The 19,596-nt window shown below is 68.9% G+C and carries 13 protein-coding genes; all 13 read right to left on the bottom strand.

Features of this window, described 5'->3' with window-relative positions:
- Nucleotides 1–236: 236 nt before the first annotated feature.
- The 13 genes from HGB39_RS03065 to HGB39_RS03005 all read right to left on the bottom strand — a co-directional run bounded on the left by HGB39_RS03065 (nt 237) and on the right by HGB39_RS03005 (nt 19,575).
- Nucleotides 237–1,076 carry a glycoside hydrolase family 16 protein gene (locus HGB39_RS03065; protein WP_005573367.1) on the bottom strand — a complete coding sequence of 280 codons (840 nt, stop codon included), beginning with the start codon at nt 1,074–1,076 and terminating at the stop codon, nt 237–239.
- A 56-nt stretch (nt 1,077–1,132) separates the two neighbouring features.
- Nucleotides 1,133–3,241 carry a hypothetical protein gene (locus HGB39_RS03060; RefSeq protein ID WP_005573368.1) on the bottom strand — a complete coding sequence of 703 codons (2,109 nt, stop codon included), beginning with the start codon at nt 3,239–3,241 and terminating at the stop codon, nt 1,133–1,135.
- Nucleotides 3,234–4,070: a glycoside hydrolase family 16 protein gene (locus tag HGB39_RS03055; RefSeq protein ID WP_237720595.1), complete on the bottom strand. Its 837-nt coding sequence runs from the start codon at nt 4,068–4,070 to the stop codon at nt 3,234–3,236. Before HGB39_RS03055 ends, HGB39_RS03060 begins: the two co-directional genes overlap by 8 nt.
- On the bottom strand, nt 4,063–4,734 hold the full coding sequence (locus HGB39_RS03050) for a DUF998 domain-containing protein (protein WP_005573370.1): 672 nt from the start codon (nt 4,732–4,734) through the stop codon (nt 4,063–4,065). The genes HGB39_RS03055 and HGB39_RS03050 overlap by 8 nt, the downstream gene beginning before the upstream one ends.
- Nucleotides 4,735–4,736: 2 nt before the next feature.
- Nucleotides 4,737–5,981 (bottom strand): hypothetical protein, encoded by a 1,245-nt coding sequence (locus HGB39_RS03045; protein WP_052024083.1) that lies wholly within the window; start codon nt 5,979–5,981, stop codon nt 4,737–4,739.
- A complete protein-coding gene (locus HGB39_RS03040) occupies nt 5,968–7,341 on the bottom strand; it encodes a lipopolysaccharide biosynthesis protein (RefSeq protein WP_005573372.1) in 1,374 nt (457 codons plus the stop codon). Before HGB39_RS03040 ends, HGB39_RS03045 begins: the two co-directional genes overlap by 14 nt.
- 2 nt (nt 7,342–7,343) lie before the next feature.
- Nucleotides 7,344–9,119, bottom strand: a complete 1,776-nt coding sequence (locus HGB39_RS03035) for an alpha/beta fold hydrolase (protein ID WP_005573373.1) — start codon at nt 9,117–9,119, stop codon at nt 7,344–7,346.
- A complete protein-coding gene (locus HGB39_RS03030; protein WP_005573374.1) occupies nt 9,103–10,413 on the bottom strand; it encodes a glycosyltransferase in 1,311 nt (436 codons plus the stop codon). Before HGB39_RS03030 ends, HGB39_RS03035 begins: the two co-directional genes overlap by 17 nt.
- Nucleotides 10,410–11,360 (bottom strand): glycosyltransferase family 2 protein, encoded by a 951-nt coding sequence (locus tag HGB39_RS03025; protein WP_005573375.1) that lies wholly within the window; start codon nt 11,358–11,360, stop codon nt 10,410–10,412. Before HGB39_RS03025 ends, HGB39_RS03030 begins: the two co-directional genes overlap by 4 nt.
- Before the next feature lie 6 nt (nt 11,361–11,366).
- On the bottom strand, nt 11,367–12,212 hold the full coding sequence (locus HGB39_RS03020) for a glycosyltransferase family 2 protein (protein ID WP_005573376.1): 846 nt from the start codon (nt 12,210–12,212) through the stop codon (nt 11,367–11,369).
- A 289-nt stretch (nt 12,213–12,501) separates the two neighbouring features.
- Entirely contained in the window at nt 12,502–13,368 is an 867-nt protein-coding gene (locus HGB39_RS03015; RefSeq protein WP_005573377.1) for a nucleoside triphosphate pyrophosphohydrolase, read from the bottom strand.
- Nucleotides 13,369–13,372: 4 nt separating this feature from the next.
- Nucleotides 13,373–17,020, bottom strand: coding sequence for a transcription-repair coupling factor (gene mfd / locus HGB39_RS03010; protein ID WP_005573378.1), 3,648 nt, complete (start codon nt 17,018–17,020; stop codon nt 13,373–13,375).
- A gap of 119 nt (nt 17,021–17,139) precedes the next feature.
- Nucleotides 17,140–19,575: a glycoside hydrolase family 2 protein gene (locus HGB39_RS03005; protein ID WP_248949738.1), complete on the bottom strand. Its 2,436-nt coding sequence runs from the start codon at nt 19,573–19,575 to the stop codon at nt 17,140–17,142.
- Nucleotides 19,576–19,596 lie beyond the last annotated feature (21 nt).

Raw genomic sequence — 19,596 nt, 5'->3', positions numbered from 1 at the left:
CGACATCGCTTGCCCGATCCGCACCGCTACCGTGCGCGGATCGCGGTCAACGGCCGACGAGCTTCCGGATCAACCGGGGAAGCGGCCGCCGAAACCGCGGACAGTCGCACAGTGCACAGGACGTGCCCTTGCGGTAGTGCTCGTGAGCGTCGAATGGGTGGCCGCAGCGGCACTCTGAGTTCGACACGGCCATGAACTTGATTCTATTCACACCCGAAACTCGCGCGTCCCGGACGTCACTGGGAGAACCTCACCCAGTCCACCAGCATGGTGGCGGGAAAGCGTGTCGACGACGTGACAGGGCCGGGCCAGTTCCCGCCGACGGCCACATCGAGCAGCAGGTACGCCGGGGCGTCGAACACCCAGCGCTCCTCGGGTCGCAGGTCCGCCGTGGTGACCGTGCCGACGATGTTCCCGTCGATGCCCACCGAGATGCGGCCGGGCGCTTTGATCAGGGCGTAATCGTGGAAACCTGCGCTGAGGTTCGCACCGATAGAGCCGTCCGTCGAGCGTTCCCAGTGCCCGCCGCCGACGGTCGGGCCGTGCACTCCCGCGTGGTATCGCGAACCATCCCCGATCACCTCGAGGATGTCGATCTCGCCGCAGGCAGGCCACCCGACGCTGGTGATGTTGCTTCCGAGCGTCCAGAACGCAGGATGGATTCCCGGACCGGACGGTACCTGAATCCGTGCCTCGATCACCCCGTACGTGAATTCGAACTTTCCACGGGTCACGAGTCGAGCCGACGTGAATCCGCCACCGTTTCTGCGGGCCTCGACGACGAGACGACCGTTGCCGTCGAGCCGCGAATTCTGCCGGGAGTCGGTGTACACCTGCTTCTCGTTGTTGCCCCACCCACCGCCGCCGAGGTCGTAGCCCCAGAACAGTGGATTGGGTGCCGCGTTTGCGGGTCCGTCGAATTCGTCGCTGCCGATCACGGTGTATCCGGGGTAGGCGGTCCGGACGCCTCCACCGCCGGGCGCGGCGGCGGCGACAGCCGGGGTGAGGGACAGCGCGCACAGCGCCACCGAGCACGTCAACGCAATCTCGAACAGGGCCGAGCGCATCCGCCGCATTGTGCCGATGCTAGGCGTCGCCGCGACCGGTCGTGACCGAATACGCGACGTGGCCGTTACCGGCGCGGCCCCGTGTAACGGAAGATCGTGCTGTTGTCGTCCTGCGCGTACACGGACCAGTCGGGGCTGGACCGCATCTGGTCCTCGAAGTTCTCGACGGATCCGTCCGGTAGATAGCCGTAGTAGCGGATGGCGGCAGTGCCCTGCGTGTTGAACACGAGATACGTGTCGCCGTCGCGTTCCGCCGCATCCGCGGTGAGCATCTCGATCTGGCCGCCGTGCGGAAAGCCCTCCAGCACGGCCGGGGGCAAGGCCAGCAAGGGTTGATCGAAATCCTTGTCGACGACGGCGAACTTGATGTAGTCGGCGCTGACCCGAGTGGGAAGGCCGGCGGGATAGAGCGACATGATCGTCGCCGGCGGCTTCTCGTTCGCGAGGATGTCCTCTGCGAATGTCACCTGGGACTGATACCCGATGACCAGCGACCACAGCCCGACATAGCCTTGCAGGCCCGCGAACGTCACGTACGCCAGTCCGCTCGCGAGTCCGACCGGGACGACTCGACGGAGCAATCCGGACCGGAACCTGATCGTGAGAGCGTCCACGAGGATCGGCGCGATGAGAATCGCGCACCCGGGCACGGCGTAGAGATAGACCCGGAAGATCGCCTCACCGCCGTAGCTCTGACCGGCCAGCAGCGCGAACGAGCTGAACGCCATGACGGTTGCGACCCAGGCGGGACGCTTGCGACGCCAGAGGACGATCGCACAGACCACGGCGAGCAGGATGATGCCCGCTGACAGGGAACGGCACACGGCGGAGGTGAAGATCTTCCCGAACGTGCCGACGGCAGTCACGTTGCTGGCGGCGTTGTCGACCGGGTTGAAACCGGACAGCAGCCCGTACGGTGCCACGATGTCCAGCCGGGGAACGAGATAGGCGACGAGGATCGCGAAGTAGGGAACGGGGATCCACCACGGACGGATCTTCCGCGTCACCGCCAGGGCCACTGTCACGCCGAACAGCCAGTACGGGGTCAGCTGGTGGGTGGGCACCAGAGCGGCGAAGACGAGGATCGACAGGTACGCCGCAGAGCGGTGCTCCGTCGACACCACGAGCAGTGCCACCACGCCCAGCGCCATGACGAGGGCGATGGCCTGCGGCGAGAAGTAGTCCTGCCCCACCCAGTTGGCGAGTTCCGCCACCATCGCAACCGTCAGTGCCACCCGCATGCCGAACCCGAGGAGCCGGGCGATCGCGGCGATCACGACTGCCAGCAGCACGTGGATCACCGGCGCGAACCAGTGGGCGATCGACATCATGTCCGCGGACGTGATGTCGCCGAACCACGCGAAAGCGGTGAAGAAGCCCGGCCACTCGCCGTAGATGTCGACGCCCTTGGGCGGCAGTGTCTGGAACTGCTGGATGTAGTCGACCACGCCGAGGTGCTTGTACGTCCACCCGTAGATGGGCACGTCGGTGATGAGGGTCGGGGTGAGCCGTTCCACCGCGATCACGCCGAGCACGGCCGCGGCGGCGGTCCCGACGGTCCTCTTGCGAAGAGCCCAGACGAATGCACCGAGCATCATCAGCGCGCACACCACCAAGCCGGGCCCGCTGCCGACGAACAGCAGACCGAACTGTGAGTACGCAGTGGAGCCGAGCCCGAAGAGAACCACCACCCACACGGCGAGCGCCACGGAAACGAGGATCAGGGGCCGGTTGCGGCGGGCAGCGTGCCACCATTGCGACAGACGGAACGACACCTGCTGCACGGTCACCGCGCGAACCGGCTCGGCGCCGGTGTCGTGCCACCGATGCCGCAGCGCGGACGCCACGACGGCAAGGACCATCACCAGCAGCAGACCCGTCGCGGGCCATCGGTAGAACCAGGCCAGGACGGTGGTGGCCGCAGTCACCACGGACAGTCCGAGAACGGGGACGGCCGCGACGGCTGCGGCGACCGGTATCCGCATCCACGTCACGATCGCGAGACCCGGTCCGACCAACACGAACACCGTCAGTAGCACCGAACTCACCGACGACGGAAGCGGCGCCAGGGACGCCAGTCCCGCGACCGCCGAGGCCAGCGCGGCGACGTCGTAGTACCGGGTCAGCTCCGGAGCCCTGGTGTCGAGGCGCTCCCCAGTGAGGAGATCACTCATCGGTGACCCTCACCCAGTCGACGAGCATTGCGGCGGGAAACGTCGTGTCGGCTCCGACGTCGCCCGGCCACCGTCCCCCGACGGCGACGTTCAGCAACAGGGAGAACGGTTTGTCGAACACCCACTCCTGCCCCGGGGCCAGGTCGGCACGCGAGAACTCGCCCGTCACCGCGTCGTCGATGCCGAACGTGACCCGGTCCGGCGACCGCTCCACCCAGTAGTCGTGAAAATCGTCCGACATGTTTCCGCTGCCTTCGGCTTTCACTTCCCAGGGCGTGCCGTCCGAGGAGGGGCCGTGCAGCGCACTGTGGTAGAACGACGCGTCGTTGATCGTCTCGATCACGTCGATCTCCCCCGACTGCGGCCAGCCCACACGGTTGACGTCCGTGCCCATCAACCAGAACGCCGGGTGCAGGCCCTGTCCGCTCGGCAGCTTGATGCGGGCCTCGGCCCGTCCGTACTGGAATGCGAAGCGGTCGAGGGTGACAAGCCGGGCGGACGTGTAACCCGACCCGTCGGGACGGGCTTCGATCACGAGGTTGCCCTCGCCGTCGAGCCGGGAATTGACGGGATCGTCCGTATAGACCTGCGCCTCGTCGTTTCCCCAGCCTCCTCCCCCGACTGCGTGTCCCCAGTAGCGGGGGTCGGGCGCGGTTCCGGCGGGCCCGACGAAATCTTCGAACATGAGCACGGACTCGGCCTTCCTCGATGCCTGCGCGACATCGCTCGACGCGTACCACCCGGTGGCGCCGATGCAGACGAGCGCGAGGAACACCGTCGCCGCAGACACGGCGCGGGTTCGGCGTGGACGGTTCAGCTGCCTATGCACCGGCACTGTCTCCGACCCGGGCGACGGCCGAATGTCGAACCGACTGCAGTTGCGTCACGAGGTGGACGCACACGACGAACCCCAGGATCGCCGAGTAGGCCGCGACCCGTTCGATACCACCCACGCCGAGACCGAGGTCCCAGGAGTAGGTGAAGCAGAAGTACCCCACCAGTCCGAGGACCCCCAGTGCGAGGGCGAGGTACGTTGCCGGCCCGGATATCCGAGGCCCGACGGTAAGTGCCGTCGTCAGTGTGAAGAGACTGCCGAAGATGAGGAACAGCGTGGCGCCGAGTGAATGCAGTTCCCAGTGCGTGTTCGACGGCGCGAGACCGACCACTACTCCGCCGATCCCGGCCACCACCAGGAAGACGACGGGGGCCGGCGGCAGCACCCGTTCGATACGGTGCCAGAGGACGGCGGCAACCATGTAGGCGAGTCCGGTCACCACGAACGACGCGTCCATCAGCAGTGATGTCTTGCTGCACGGCGCGTTTCCGTCCGTGCCGCAGAACGGGACGCCGAGGTCACTGATGAAGTTGGCGGAGTAGCTGTAGTGACCGCGCCACGTGCCGGCGACGAGGAATTCGACGACGAACAACTGCAGGACGGCAACGGTGAGGTACAGCGGAGTCCGCTTCGATGTCTCGAGGACGTGTGAGGGCATGGTCAGAACATCCTTCGAGACAGTAGAGACAGTGGGTCGCACAGTGCGTCCGCGAGTGCGGTGCGGACGAGTTCGGGGTCGAAGACGTTGTCGTGCAGCGACGCCGACACGTCCAGTTCGGAACCGTGGCGCACCGAGTTGAAGACGATCGATGCAGGGTCGGCCGGTTCGCTCAGTGCGGTGACGAGACGCCGGCCGGGCTCGTCGGTCCAGTCGAGGTCGGCCAGCAGTGCGGCCTCTCCCATGTCGGAGTACACGAGCCGCGCCAGGGGGTCCGCAGGAACGTGGGTGGCCTGCGCGTGCGCACTGCCGGCACGCACCCGCCTGCGGAACGTGGCGGTGCTGAGTGCGAGCGAGGCGAGCGGCCGGCCCGACGCCGTGGCCTGCGCGATCACCGCACTCATCTCGGCGGCATCACCCGGGTCCGAGAGCGAGAAGCGCACCAGGGCGGCGAAGTTGCCGTTCACCGTCGCAGCCTCGGGAAGGTATCGGCGGCAGTCGAAGAGGACGTCGACCGTGTCGTCGACAGCCAGTCCATGACTCCGCATCGCCCGCGCGACGGCCGCGAACAGCAACGACGACACCGACGCCCGGGGCATTTCCCGATCCCGCCAGCGACGCAGTTCTGCGGTGGTCCCGGACGCTGTGGACGCGATGACCGCGGTGGGCGCGCGGTGCCACGGCACGACCACCCCGGCCGATCCGGAACCGTGTGTGGCAGGTGGCCGGGACTCGAGAAGCGTCGCGACACGTGTGGGGGTCGACGCGAAGGTCCGGGTCAGGGCGCGTGCGAGCGGCAGTGCGCTGTCCCGTGTCCGCGCCCATTCCGGAACTGGCGTCCCGGTGCGTCCACCGGCGACGGCGCGGACGAGAGACAGCGCGAGCCTGCCGTCGCCGAGTCCGTGGGAGATGTCGAGGAGGAGGAAATCGCCCGCGACCGCGACGTTCAGCGCGTGTGCGGACGCACCCGACCGTGCCAGCCGGGTCAGCAACTGCGGCACCTCCTCCCGGGTACAGGGTTCGAGTTCCCGTACCTGCCCGAGGAAGTCCTGCGGTCGGTGCTCCCACCGGCGTGATCCGGGGGCCGGGACGAGACCGATCGGGGTGTGCCGCCCGCCCGCGTGCGCGAGCAGGGTCAGCGTGTCCCGGATCTCGCCGATGCTCGGCAGTCGGACGGGACCGATCGCGGTGATCATCCGGCTCCCGCTGCGCATCAGGTCGCGGGAACTCGCTCTATGCGTCGACATCGGACACCTGCCACATCGGTTTCTGGTTCACGCTCTTCTTCGCCAGCCACCGCTCCCACTTGGCGCGGTTCTGGAGTCGGCGGAGCCAGGAGATGAGCGGTCCTGCGAGGATCACGGCGGTGAGCGTCTCGGCGGCGAGATACGCCCAGCCCACACCCGCGACCCCGATCGACGCGCTGAAGACCAGGCTGCCGACGATGATGACCACCGTGGCCAGGCACTGGGTGACGACGGCGAGGGTCAGCCGGCGGTACACCCGCGCGAGACCGTCGTAGACGGCGCCGATGACGGTGAGAGGCACGAACACCGCGGCGAGATGGAGCAGAGGCGTTCCTTCCACACGGTATTCGTCACCGATGAATCCGAGTGCGGGCGGCGCGACGAAGGCCAGCCCGAATCCGCCCACCACCGCGACCACGGCAATGGTGCGGACGAACCGGCGCGACAGGCTGACGATCTTGTCCGGATGGGCGGCGGCCTCGGCGACGAACGGGCCCACCATGAGGTTCACCATGATGTAGAGGGCGCTGACGATCGACCAGGTCACCGCGAAGTACGCGTTCGCCGCGGTGCCGACCCGGGTGACGACGATCAGCGGGACGACGAGCGGGGCGATGGCCCCCAGCGCCGAAATGCCGTACGAGGAACCGAAGTACACTCCGAGTTCCTTGTTGGAGGGCAGCGCGGGTACCTGCCGGTATCGCGGGTCGGACCGGATGCGCAGGCCCATCGACGTCAACACGACCACCACGGCGAGCGCCGCGGTGACCCCCCAGGACGCGACGATGGCGAGCGCCGACCCCGACGCCGCGAGCACCACGACCGCGAGCAGTTTGGCCAGTGCGTGGAAGACGTTCTTCGACGCCGCCCAGCGGGCCACGCCCAGCCCGGAGACGGTCTGGTCCTGAAGAGCGAAGAGCGCGAGGACGACGACGAACACCGGATAGATCGCGATTTCCAGGTTGTTCTCGAACAGCGTGTCCCGCGGACCGAGGACGATGAGCCCGACGGCCGACACGAAGGCCAGCGTGGCCACGGCGGCGAAACCCTTGACCAGCAACGGTCCCGCGCGGTGGCCCGCCACGGGCAGGAAGCGCTCGAACATCGAGCCGAGGCTGAGATTCGACAGCGTCGACAGCATGATCGCCGTCGAGATGAGAGCGGACGCCACGCCCACCTGATCGGCGGGGAACAAGCGCGCGGCCGCGCCCCAGAAGGCGAGGCCCAGTACACCGGTGACGACACTCGACAGCATCAGGGCCATCGAGTTGAGCTGCAGATTCCGCCCCGCGGAGCGCGGTGGCTGCTCGGCACGGTGCTTCGCGCGTAGTTGCGACTGCGTCGCTGTCGGGGATCCCATGGCTACCCGACCAACTCCGGCCGGGAATCGTCACGGGCGTCGTCGACAGAGCCCACGGTCAGTTCACCGAGCGTGGTGGCGAGGACGTCCCGCAGGACCCTGTCCCGCAGGGCGGTGCTGTACAGCGAGTGATCGCCGGACGGGTACGTCACCAGGCGGCCGTTCCAGCCGGCGCGCCGGAGCCGGCGAAGGCTGCGCTCGCCCTGGTTCTCGACGAACGCGGCGTAGTCGATCGGTGAAAGCAGAACGGTGGTGTGCACGCCACGCTCGTTCAGCGGAGCGAGCATGACCTCCGGCACCTGCAGCAACCCGGCCCGGCCCAGCCACAACCAGCCGCGGTACGGCATCCACACCCGCAGGTACTTTTTCGCTGTCGCCGCGTGCCGGTGGAGCAGCGCGAGCGCTGCACCCTTCAGAGATTTCCGGTCGGCGCCCATCGTCGACTGCTTCACGAACGCCTGACGGGTGATGGTCCAGTCCGCCATGTTGACGAGGACCACCGCCCGGACGGGACGCCGGAGGGCGGCGTAGCTCGAGTTCCACGCCCCCGAACACATGCCCACGAGCACAGCCGATTCGGGCTGCGCACCGCTGACGGAGATGATGTCGACGGCGTCGACCCGGGATTCGTCCGTGTAGATGGTGGTGCATTCGCCGTGCTGCACGGTGCCGGTGTCGCCGGTGCCGCGACGATCGAAGCGGACGCTGACGATCCCGTGGGCAGCGAGTTCGCGCGCCGTCTCGGCCCACAGCCGGACCGGGCCGACGCGGTGCTCGTTGGCGGTGCCGTGGAAGATCACCGTCGGTGCCGCAGGGTTGGGCGTCACACCCCGCTCGGCCGCGACGGACGTTCGGATCGTGAAGAGTTCGGATGCTCCCGCGAAGCCCAGAGTCTCGACGACGTGCCTTCCGTCGACGGTCCGATCCACGACGGCGGTGGTGCGGAGATCGAGTGCCGCACCGGTGTGCTGGTCGCCGAAGGACGCGGACATCCAGTCGGCGATCCGGTCGATGTCGCCGAACGGGAGCCGGACCACGAAGTCCGGCGGCTCGAGGAACGATTCGTAGTCGTGAACCGAGAAGTTCTCGGCGTTCCAGGACGCGACGGCCTCACGCATCCCGACGGAATCGACCTCGCTCTCCCGCAACGCCATCAGGACCTTCGCGCCCGGCGGCGGGGTGGCCGCTCGCAGAGTCATCGCCGACAGTGCTGTAGCCGCGGCCGGTGCGAGCACCGCACCGATGAGGGTGATCCGCGGATCGTCCGCGCCCTCGGGACCGACCACCATCCGGTGGAGCGCGGTCTGCTTGCGCAGGTAGGCGCGGCCGCGCACCACCGGGTCCCACAAGGTTACGGCCCGCACCGGACCGCACGTCGCGGCGACCTGTGCGGCGAGCAGGGCGCCGACCCGGAGGCCGACCAGTCCGACGTCCGTGATGCCGCAGCTGCGCACGAAATCGACGGCCCTCCGGATGCTGTCGAGCCATCCGGCGACCGCGTCGGAATCGTCCTGGGCGCCCGGCGAGTCACCGGTGCCGCGGTAGTCGAACCGCAACACCAGTAGACCGCGAGCCCGCAATTGCTGGGCGAGATACACCATTCCGCGATACGCGTCGACCTGTTCCTTGCCGATCGGCGGGCAGAGGACGACGGCACCGCGGCAGCGGCCGTCCGCGGGAAGATCGACGACGCCGAACAGCGGCGCGTCCTCCGGTCCGAACCAGGTGGCGAACCGGGTGCCGTCGGTGCGGCGGGCGAGATCAGGATGGGCCGTCATTGGTCATCCCCCTCAGCGGTGCCGGAGCCCGGCCCTCCACTCGGGCCATCAGATAGGCGAACGGACCACGCGCGATGGACCGCAGCTCGGTGGCTCCGATCCCCACGGGAAGGTCGTCGGCGAGACTGTCCGGAGGGGTGGCGACGCGGGACATCTTCCGCGACAGACGGAGAAACGTCGGCGCCTGCCGCACGGCGATGCGCGCTGCGAGCCAGGCGGTGCGGGGGTCGACGGCGATCTTGGCCAGCCAGGCGCCGAGTCCGAGTCCGTAGCCGCGCGCCTGGACGGCGAGCGCCTCGTTGTCCGCCCGGTGCCGATGCCACACGACCGCCCCGGGCCGGTACGCCAGCTGCCGCCCGGAGTGCAGTACGCGGAAGAACATGTCGAGGTCTTCGCCACCGTCGGTAGGGGCTCCCGCCCCGAGCGCTTCGTCGAAACCACCCAGCGCGAACACGGCCTGCCGATCGACCGCGAAATTCGCACCGGTGCCGTAGACGCCGACCTGGAACGGGAAGAGCGGCACGTCGACGGGCGGGTGCGCGAGGTCGAACAACCGTGGGACGCAGCAACTCGCCCACCCCACCCGCTGATCGAAGTACGCCTGCGCGGGTGTGCGGATCTCCCCGCTCGGGACGATCCCGCACACGCACGCCACCGCATTACCGGCGCCGAATCCGGCGACGAGTTCGGTGAGCCAGTGCGGGTCGACGACGACGTCGTCGTCGGTGAAGGCGACGATCTCCGCGTTCGCCGCGCGGACGCCCGCATTGCGCGCCCGGGACAGGCCCGGGCGGGGCTCGGCCACGACGCGCACACGGGGGTCGCCGAGTTCGGTGACGTACCGCTGCGTGGCATCCGTGCGGGATGCGTTGTCGACCACGATCACGTCGTAGTCGGGATGGTCGAGCGACAGGATCGATTCCAGGGCGACCTTCAGGCTGTCTACCCGGTCCCGGGTGCACACCACCACGGTAACGGAAGGGCCGGATGCGTCGGTGGCGGCGGCGCTTTCGGCCACCGCTCCCGGCAGTAGCCCATCCGATGCGCGCCGCAGTGCGGCGGCGTCGAGTCCGCCGTCCTCGATGTCCAGCTCGACGAATCCCAGCAGGGTGCGCTCTTCTCGCACGAGCAGCCGGGCACGCCGATACCCCTCGGCTCGCTCCAGCCGGTATTCGGTGTCGTCTTGCACGGGTCCGCGTAGTTCGCCGACCCAGACGGCCCCGTCCCACGTCGGTGCCTGATCACTCACGAGAGCGGGCACGAGGTCGATCCGGCGATCGAGTGTCCCGGTCATGCCGTCACCCGCTTCGATCGCAGACCGACGAGACCCCGGACGTAGCCGGCAGTGGTCGCCGTGAGCCCCGCGACCACAGCACCGGCCCGGGCCAGTCCGCCGTGCCGCGGGGAGGCGATTCCCGTGACGACGGCTCGCGGGAGTACACGCGCGGTGTACGCCCGTTCGCTGCTGAGCGCGTCGCCGGCCCCGACGAGATCGGAGACCAGCGCTTTCGACATGCCCTCGTGGAAGCAGCGCGAGAGGAAGTAGCGGAACGTGGTGCGGTCGTCGCTGACGCGATGCGCCACCTTCATCGCGGGGTCGAACAGCAGCTGCGCAGAGGGCTGGTGGGCGCGGATCCGGATGCAGAGTTCGGTCTCCTCGCACCCGACCGGCGTCGTCCCGACCCGGCCGATCCCGTCGCTGAACCCGTTGACGGCGTCGAACACCGTGCGCCGCAGAGACATGTTGCAGCCGATGAAGTTCCGCACCGGCTCGATACGTGTCGGCTGGCCGACGTAGCTGCAGCCGACCACCCAGTCGAACTCGGCGGGCATCCACACGGGGCGGTCCGAGGGCCAGACGGGACTCGCGAATCCCCCCACACCGAGCACGTCGGGGTCGGAGTAGTGGGCGGCGGACACCCGGTACCAGTCGGGTTCGGCGCGCGCATCGTCGTCGAGGAACGCGATCATGTCGCCGCGCGCCGCGCGCACGCCCGTGTTGCGGGCTCCGGAGAGCCCCCTCGACCCGGAGTTACGCAGCACGGTCACCCGGGTCTGCTCTACGAAGTGCCGTTCGGCACGCGAGAACAGTTCCTCGGAGTGGTCGATCACCACCAGGACCTCGAGCACGGGCACGTTCTGCGTGAGCACCGAGTCGACTGCGGCACACAGGTCGGTCCACCGTTCGGTGGTGTAGGCGCAGATCACGACGGAGCAGGACACGAGTGTGGACACCGTCATGGTTGCTCAGCCTCGCGAGACGGGGGCCGGGAACACGTCCGCTGCGGAGACGCGCTGTTCGCTCCTGATGGTGCGCAGCACCCGGAGCCCGTCACGTACCGCGTTGAGATTGCTCTCGCCGTGGATGCGGTCCTGTTCGAAACTCGGCACCTCGGTGATCTTCAGGCCCGCGTTGGCGACCCGCACGTTGATGAGTGTCTCGATCTCGAAGCCGTCGCCCCATTGCGCCTCGGTCGCATCGACGGACGGCAATGCCATCACCGGGACGTGGTGGCGCCAGAATGCGTTGTAGCCGTAGCACAAATCGCTGAACGAGGCCCCGAACTTGAGGTTGACGATGACGTTCAACGCCTTGTTGCCGAGCTTTCTGCTGAACGTGATGTCCGAGCTTCCGCCGCCGGCGGCGAAGCGGGTTCCCTTCGCAAAGTCCGCGCCTGCCACGAGAGCCCCGACGAACAGCGGGATCTCGGCCGGGTCGGTGGATCCGTCGGCGTCGATCATCACGATGATGTCCGACGTGGAGGCGAGGAAACCGCAGGCCAAGGCATTGCCCTTGCCCTTTCGGCTCTGCGTCACGACCGTGGCGTCAGGCCACAGGCTCTTGGCCACCTCGACGGTGTCGTCGACGGAATGTCCGTCGACGAACACGATCTCGTCGATGTCGGCCGGCATCCGCGCGGCCACGTGCGGGAGATTCTTGGCTTCGTTCATGGCAGGCACGACGACCGTGACCGTCGGCCGCTGCGACCCGTCCCCGTCGTTGCGACCGTTGTCTTCGCCATTGCGTTGGTCGACGCCCACGACGTCGGTACCGTCGGAGGGTTCCAGGCGATCAGGCGTGTACAGGCTCATTTGTCCGTCTCTCCTCGTCGGGCGAATCGCCCGGCAGCATCACAGTCGTCCCATGCGAGCACTGACCACCCCTTGTCTGGAGTGATGTCCTCACCACGTGCAGCGTGCAAAGGAAGCAGAGACCGTTCGAACCCCCGCAGTTCAGAAAACTTCAATGTTTTCGACCATAGGTCTTCTTTGCAGGGGTAAACCTATCTCAAGTTTGTTTCGAGCGCACCCGTTAACCCGAAGTGATGTAAAACTCAGTTACATTTCGGCAAACCGAAACGATCGCGTGGAACGGCCGCCCTCACGACGGCCAGTGACCCGTCCAGTCCGCTGCTCCGAGCGAGGACTTCCCCTGTGCACGCGCCGCATTCTCGGCTACCCGGATCCGGGTGATGAACGCGTGCGTCGCCGCCCGGAGTCTCGTCTCGGCCTCCGCCTCAGCTACCAGACCGGACTCGAGCTCGACGGGCACGAGTTCGGACGGCAGGCCGGCCTTGCGCGCGCGGGCGATCACCTTCGCCGCGAGGGACGCCGCGGGCTGGCTCATCGCGACGCCGTCGAGGCAGGAACTCCGCGCCTTCTCCGCCGCCTTCCGGATCTCCCATGCCCGTTCCTGCTCCGCGATGTCGATCGGCCCGACGACATCTTCCCCGAGGTGGGGGCTGCGGTGCACGAGCTTGGCCACCAGGGTCGCGGCTACGTCGTCCACGTCGAAATTGCCCGACGCCGACGCGATTCGCGAATGGAACAGGACCTGCAGCAGCAGGTCTCCGAGTTCTTCCCGGAGATCGCCGGGTTCGGACGACTCGATCGCGTCGAGCACCTCGTACGTCTCCTCGACGAGGTAGTGCGACAGGGTGCGGTGCGTCTGCGTCACTTCCCAGCCGCCGTAACTCCACAGTCGATCCATCACCTCGGCGGCCTCGACGAGGTTGTCGCCCGGGACCTTCGGTGCCGCGATGACCCGGGACCCCGACGCCACCCACTCGCGCACAGTGGGGTGGTCGGGATCGGTACTGACCAGGACGGCGGCCCCAGGTGCTTCGGTCAGCAACGTCCGCACGGCTTCGGGTACCTCGTCGGTGAACTCCACTCCGTCACCGACCACCCCGACGGCCTGCATCGGGAGCGTCGTGGGCCGCAACGGATCGAGCAGGACCACCGTCATCGGGTCAGGCCTCCATCACCACGGACCCGGCAGCCTTGCCGTCCAGCGCGAGCACGAAATCGGCAATGTACTGCAGCAACTCCACGTCCCGCACCCGCTCCGCGCCTATTCCGCCCGACCCTGCCCGGGGCAGCGGCAGCTGCACCATCCCGGTGGTGGCACGGTACTGCGCGCTCGGGTAGATCCGCTTGAGACGCAACTGCTTCGAGTCGGGCAGGGCCATCGGCGCGATCTTCAGCTGCGTCCCGACCACGGCGATTTCCTCGAGTCCGTACTCGCGGGCCAGCAGGCGCAGCTTGGCCACCGAAACCAGTCGGCGGACCTCCTCGGGGAGCGGTCCGTACCGGTCGACGAGTTCGTCGACCACGGCCGTGATGCCGTCGAGTTCGGTGGCCGCCGCGAGCTTGCGGTACCCCTCGAGCCGGAGACGGTCGCTGGTGACGTAATCGGGAGGGATGTGCGCGTCGACGGGCAGGTCGATACGGACCTCCTTCGGAGCGTCCTCCGTCGTGATCGGCTTGCCGTCGGCGGCCGCCCGGAACGCCTCGACCGCTTCCCCCACCAGCCGCACGTACAGGTCGAACCCGACACCCGCGACGTGACCGGACTGCTCGGCGCCCAGCACGTTTCCGGCGCCGCGGATCTCGAGGTCCTTCATCGCGACCGCCATGCCGGCACCGAGGTCGGAGTTCTGCGAAATGGTCGCGAGGCGGTCGTAGGCCGTCTCCGTGAGCGGCTTCTCCGGCGGGTACAGGAAGTACGCGTAGCCGCGTTCCCGGCTACGCCCGACGCGACCGCGCAACTGGTGCAGCTGCGACAGGCCGAGGGAATCGGCGCGTTCGACGATGAGCGTGTTGGCGTTGGAGATGTCGAGACCCGTCTCGATGATGGTGGTGCACACCAGCACGTCGTAGTCACGTTCCCAGAAGCCCTGCACGGTCCGCTCGAGCGTGTCCTCGTTCATCTGCCCGTGCGCCACCACGACCCGCGCCTCGGGGACGAGGTCGCGGATCCGCTGGGCCGACTTGTCGATCGAGCTGACCCGGTTGTGGACGTAGAACACCTGCCCGTCGCGGAGCAGTTCCCGTCGGATGGCCGCGGCCACCTGCTTGTCGGCGTACGCGCCGACATAGGTGAGGATGGGGTGCCGCTCCTCCGGCGGCGTGAGGATCGTGGACATCTCGCGGATGCCCGCCATGCTCATCTCCAGCGTTCGCGGGATCGGCGTGGCCGACATCGTGAGAACGTCCACGTGGGTGCGCAGCGCCTTGATGTGCTCCTTGTGTTCCACACCGAAGCGCTGTTCCTCGTCGACGATGACGAGGCCCAGGTCCTTCCACCGGATCCCGGTCTGCAGCAACCGGTGCGTGCCGACGACGACGTCGATCTCGCCGTCCGCCATGCCGGCGATGATCTCCTTGGAGTCCCCCGCATCCGTGAAGCGGGAGAGCCCGCGCACCGTCACCGGGAACGCCGCCATGCGCTCGGTGAACGTCTGCAGGTGCTGCTGAGCGAGCAGCGTCGTCGGCACCAGGACCGCCACCTGCTTGCCGTCCTGCACGGCCTTGAATGCCGCGCGCACCGCGATCTCGGTCTTGCCGTAGCCGACGTCGCCGATGACGACGCGGTCCATCGGGACCGCCTTCTCCATGTCGGCCTTGACCTCGCTGATGACCGTCAGCTGGTCGTGGGTCTCGGTGAACGCGAAGGCGTCCTCCATCTCCTTCTGCCACGGGGTGTCCGGGCCGAACGCATGACCGGGTGCGGCCTGCCGCGCCGCGTACAGCTGGACGAGTTCACCGGCGATCTCACGAACCGCCTTGCGCGCCTTGCGTTTGGTGTTGGCCCAGTCGGAACCGCCGAGCTTGCTCAGCGCGGGCAGCTCGCCGCCGACGTACCGCGACAGCTGGTCGAGCGACTCCATGGGAACGAACAGACGGTCGCCCGGGTGTCCGCGCTTGCTGGCGGCGTACTCGATCACGAGGTACTCGCGCCGCGCGCCGCCGATGGTGCGTTCGACCATCTCGACGAATCGTCCGATGCCGTGCTGGTCGTGCACCACCATGTCCCCGGCGGTCAGAGCGAGCGGGTCCACCTGGTTGCGGCGCTTCGCCGGCAGCCTCTTGCCGTCGCCGACCGCGGCCACCCGGTTGCCGGTGAGATCGGCCTCCGTGACGATGACGAGTCCGGCGGTGGAGGCGTCGCCGGGGAAGACCAGGCCGTCGTGGAGCGAACCGCGCAGCACCCCGACCTGGCCCCGCGGGGGCTCGGTACCGGGCGCGAGTTCCGCCGCGGGTACCTCGGCCTCGCGCAGACGCTCGAGGACGCGATGCGCTGTGCCGGCGCCCGCGACCACGATGACGGCCCGCCCGCCGGTGGTGACGTGGGCGCGCAGGCTCACGAACAGTTCCGACAGCAGGTCGTCGGAACCGCGGATCTGCGGTGCCGGCGTGACCGCCAGCTCCAGTTCCTCGCCGTTGCCGGACGCGAGCGGGCTCAGCGTCCACCACGGCAGACCCGTGGTCTCCGCGGATTTACGGACCTGGCTGAGCGAGCGGTAGGCGGAGGCGCCGAGGTCGATGCCGTCGCCCTTCAGCACCGAGGTGTCGAGCGGGACGGCGCCGCCGATCGAGGCCGCCGTCCACGACGCCTCGAGGAACTCCTGACCGGTGCGCACCAGGTCGGTGGCGCGCGTCCGGATCTTCTCCGGATCGCACAGCAGCACGTGTGCGCTCTCGGGCAGCACGTCGGTGAGCAACTGGAGTTGCCCCGGCCGCAGCACGGGCAGCAGTGCCTCCATGCCCTCCACCGGGATGCCGGCCGACATCTTGTCGAGCATCTCGACGAGCGCGGCGTCGGCCTGGTTGTCGACCGCGAGCTGCGCGGCGCGGTCGCGGACGTCCTCGGTGAGCAGCAGTTCGCGGCACGGCGGGGCGATCACGGCGTCGATATCGAGTTCGGGCAGCGACCTCTGATCCGCGACGGAGAACGCGCGCAACTCGGTGACCTCGTCGCCCCAGAATTCGACGCGCACGGGATGATCCGCGGTGGGTGAGAACAGGTCCAGGATGCCGCCGCGGACGGCGAACTCGCCGCGCTTGCCCACCATGTCGACGCGCGTGTACGCCATTTCGACGAGCCGCTGGATCAGCCCGTCGAAGTCGTGCTCGACACCCACGCGCAGCGTGACGGGTTCGATCTCACCGAGACCGGGGGCCATGGGTTGCACCAGCGAACGGACAGTGGTGACGATGACCTGGAGCGGAGCCCCGTACGAGCGGTCGTCCGGGCGCGCGAGTCTGCGGAGCACCTCCACGCGGCGACCGACCGTGTCGGCGCTCGGCGACAGCCGTTCGTGCGGCAGCGTCTCCCACGACGGGAACTGCGCCACGGCGTCGCCGATCATCTCCTGCAGTTCGGCGGTGAGGTCGTCGGCCTCGCGACCGGTCGCGGTGACCAGCAGCAGATGGGTGCGCTCGGCGAGAGCCGCGGCCACGAACGGCCGGGCGGGTGCGGGCGCGACGATGTCGAGGTGATGCCGCCCGAGCGCCTCGGTCACCTGCGCGATGACGGCGTCGCCCAGCGCGATCTTCGCCAGACCGGCGAGCGGGGTGTCGGACGAGGGCTCGGCAGCGATGAGCGGGGAAGACAACGACGCACTCCTGAGCAGTGATGACGAACTGCCGGCGAACAGCTCGGGCCGGGACGAGCGGCCAGTTGCGGACTGAGCCAGCCTAGTCGATATCGCACACGGACGGACCGGGGTCCGTATCAGGTGCAGACCTGCACGACCGGTGCGACGGCCACCGAGTTCAGCGCCCGCACGTGCCCGGTCACCGCGTCCGCTGTCCCGGTCCTGCGCACCGGCACGATCCGTGCTCCGCCGGGCGGCAGGTGGAACCAGGAGTCCGCCGGTTCGAAGCCGCGGAGTTCGAGGTGGACGTACTGGGCAGCGCCGTCGGTTCCGACGTCGACGACCCAGTCCCCAGGCGCCGCCTGCCGCGCCACCGCCGTCAGGCCGACGGTGCGTTCGAGGGCCCGTGCAGGTCCGCCGACGAGGTGCACGGACTCGGCGACGACACCGCCCTCGCTCGACAGGGTGACGGTCACGCTCTCGTAGCCGCGGGGGCCGAAGCGGTGGACGTGTGTCGCGTCGGTGAAACGCCCGAGCACCATGTCGAGCGACCACTGGCGGGCCGCGTGCCCGGCGAGGGTCACCAGTTCGGTGACGTCGAACGCCCGGGCACCCGTGCGGGTGTGCACTTGCACCCGTAACTCCCCCACGACCGTGTTGTCGGAGTCGTTGACCGCGTCGATCCGCAGTCCGTCCAGTCCGTCCTCGGCGAGGAGGACGGCGACCGGCAGCGACATCCGCCGCATCACGAACCACGGCGCCTTGGGCCTGCCGTCGGAGTCGAGCAGCCCCCACCCGGCGCCGGGTTCGAGGTCGCGTAGCGCGAGCACCAGGGCGCCGTCGCATCCCGAATCGGGCCGTCGCCAGTAACCGAGAGTCGCCGCGAACACCTCGCAGACGGCGGCCCGACCGAGGGCGAGGTACCGCTCGGGGTCGCTCCAGCGGACCGTCGACGGTTCCTCGCCGAACAGCGTCCGCACGTAGTGATCGCGGACGTCCTCGAAGTCCCAGGACGCCCCGTTGTCCCGCGGCACGGCCGCCTTCCACCGTGGATGGTGGCCGGCCGCCGCGAGGCTGCCGAACTCGGCCTCGATCGCCGCGTCCGACGGGGGGATCGAGAATGCGAGGCATTCGGCGGCGAACCGCACCCGGGCCTGGCGGACGTCGGACGGCGGAAGCCGGTAGCCCCCGACACCGAAGTAGTGCGCGATACCCGTCCCCACGTGGGTTGCGAGCGCATCGCCGCCCGGCGGCGAGGTCGGTGTCGACGACACCGGCACCACCCCCGGCGCCGTCGTACCGACCACCGCCGGGATCACGTCGTGCACCGCCGTCATGTGCGGCGCCGCGAGTCCGAGCATTGCCGGTTGCTGTTCGGTCTCGCTGCCTCCGCTGAACACGGTGAGCGCGGGGTTCCCGGACAGCGGCCGCAGCACCGCCTCGACCTCCGCGGTCAGCAGGTCCAGGAACGGCTGGTCGTCGGGCGGGTCGAACGTCGACAGCATGGCGTCCTGCCACACCATGACACCGAGTTCGGCACAGTCGTCCCAGAATGCGGCGTCCTCGTACACCGCCGTGCCCGGCACGCGGACCATGTTCAGGCCGGCCTCGACCACCCGCTCGAGGGTGGCCCGTGTCTGATCCCGGCCGCCCAGCCCGACCGGATCCACCGGCGTCCAGACGGCACCGCGGCAGTACACGTCGACGCCGTTGACCGACAGCCGGAATCCGCCGTCGCCGCGCGCCGCGCACACGGTGCGGAATCCGACCGCACCCAGGTCGACGACGTGCTCCCCCAGGACGACGCTCAGCGGATACGTCGCGGGGATGCCGTGGGTGTGCGGCCACCACAACCGGACGTCGGGGACGCGCAGGTGAGCGCGGACCTCCTGCGCGCCGGACCCGGAGTCCACGATTGTCGCGTCCACGGTGAGGTCGCCGAGCCGCACGACAGGCGCCGGCCCGGCCGAGCGGTGCACGCGCACGGCGAGGTCCAGTACGCCCGCGCCGGCCTCCACGGTGGTGACCACGTGACGGTCCGACAGGACAGGGGCGGCGCCGTCGTGCAGACGCGCCGCCCGCCACGGACCCACCGGGGCCGGCACACCGCCGAAGACCGGGGCGCGACCGAGCAGGCTCGTGCGAATCCAGCGCAGTCCCTGCGCGCTCACCAGCGACGACCGCCAGCGTCCGCGTGGCCGTCGGCGGCACAGCGCGGCATCGAGCGACGGAAAGCGGATCGCCAGCGTGACCGCGCCGGGGCGGAGAGCGAGTTCGACCGCGGCCGGCACGAACATCGACTCCGACGACAGGACGAGGTCGTCACCGGCCCACACCTCCGCATGCGAGGCGAGGCCGTCGAACTCGAGACGCCACGGGCCCGGGCCGTCGCCGGACACGTCGGTGACGAACCACCAGTCCACCGCATCGGTCTTCGCCGCGCGCGCCGCCGCAGCGCCGTCGATCGCCCGGATCGCGCCTGCCGCGGTGCCCGGCACCTGCGCGTGGTACCACGGACCCGGCACACAAGCCAGGCCCGAGGGATCGGTGACCGATCCCGGTTCCGTTGCCACACAACGCCACCGAGCACCGGT

This window comes from Rhodococcus opacus (assembly GCF_012396235.1).
In the GTDB taxonomy this organism is placed as follows: domain Bacteria; phylum Actinomycetota; class Actinomycetes; order Mycobacteriales; family Mycobacteriaceae; genus Rhodococcus_F; species Rhodococcus_F opacus.
This window is presented reverse-complemented; position numbering and strand designations above follow the sequence as displayed.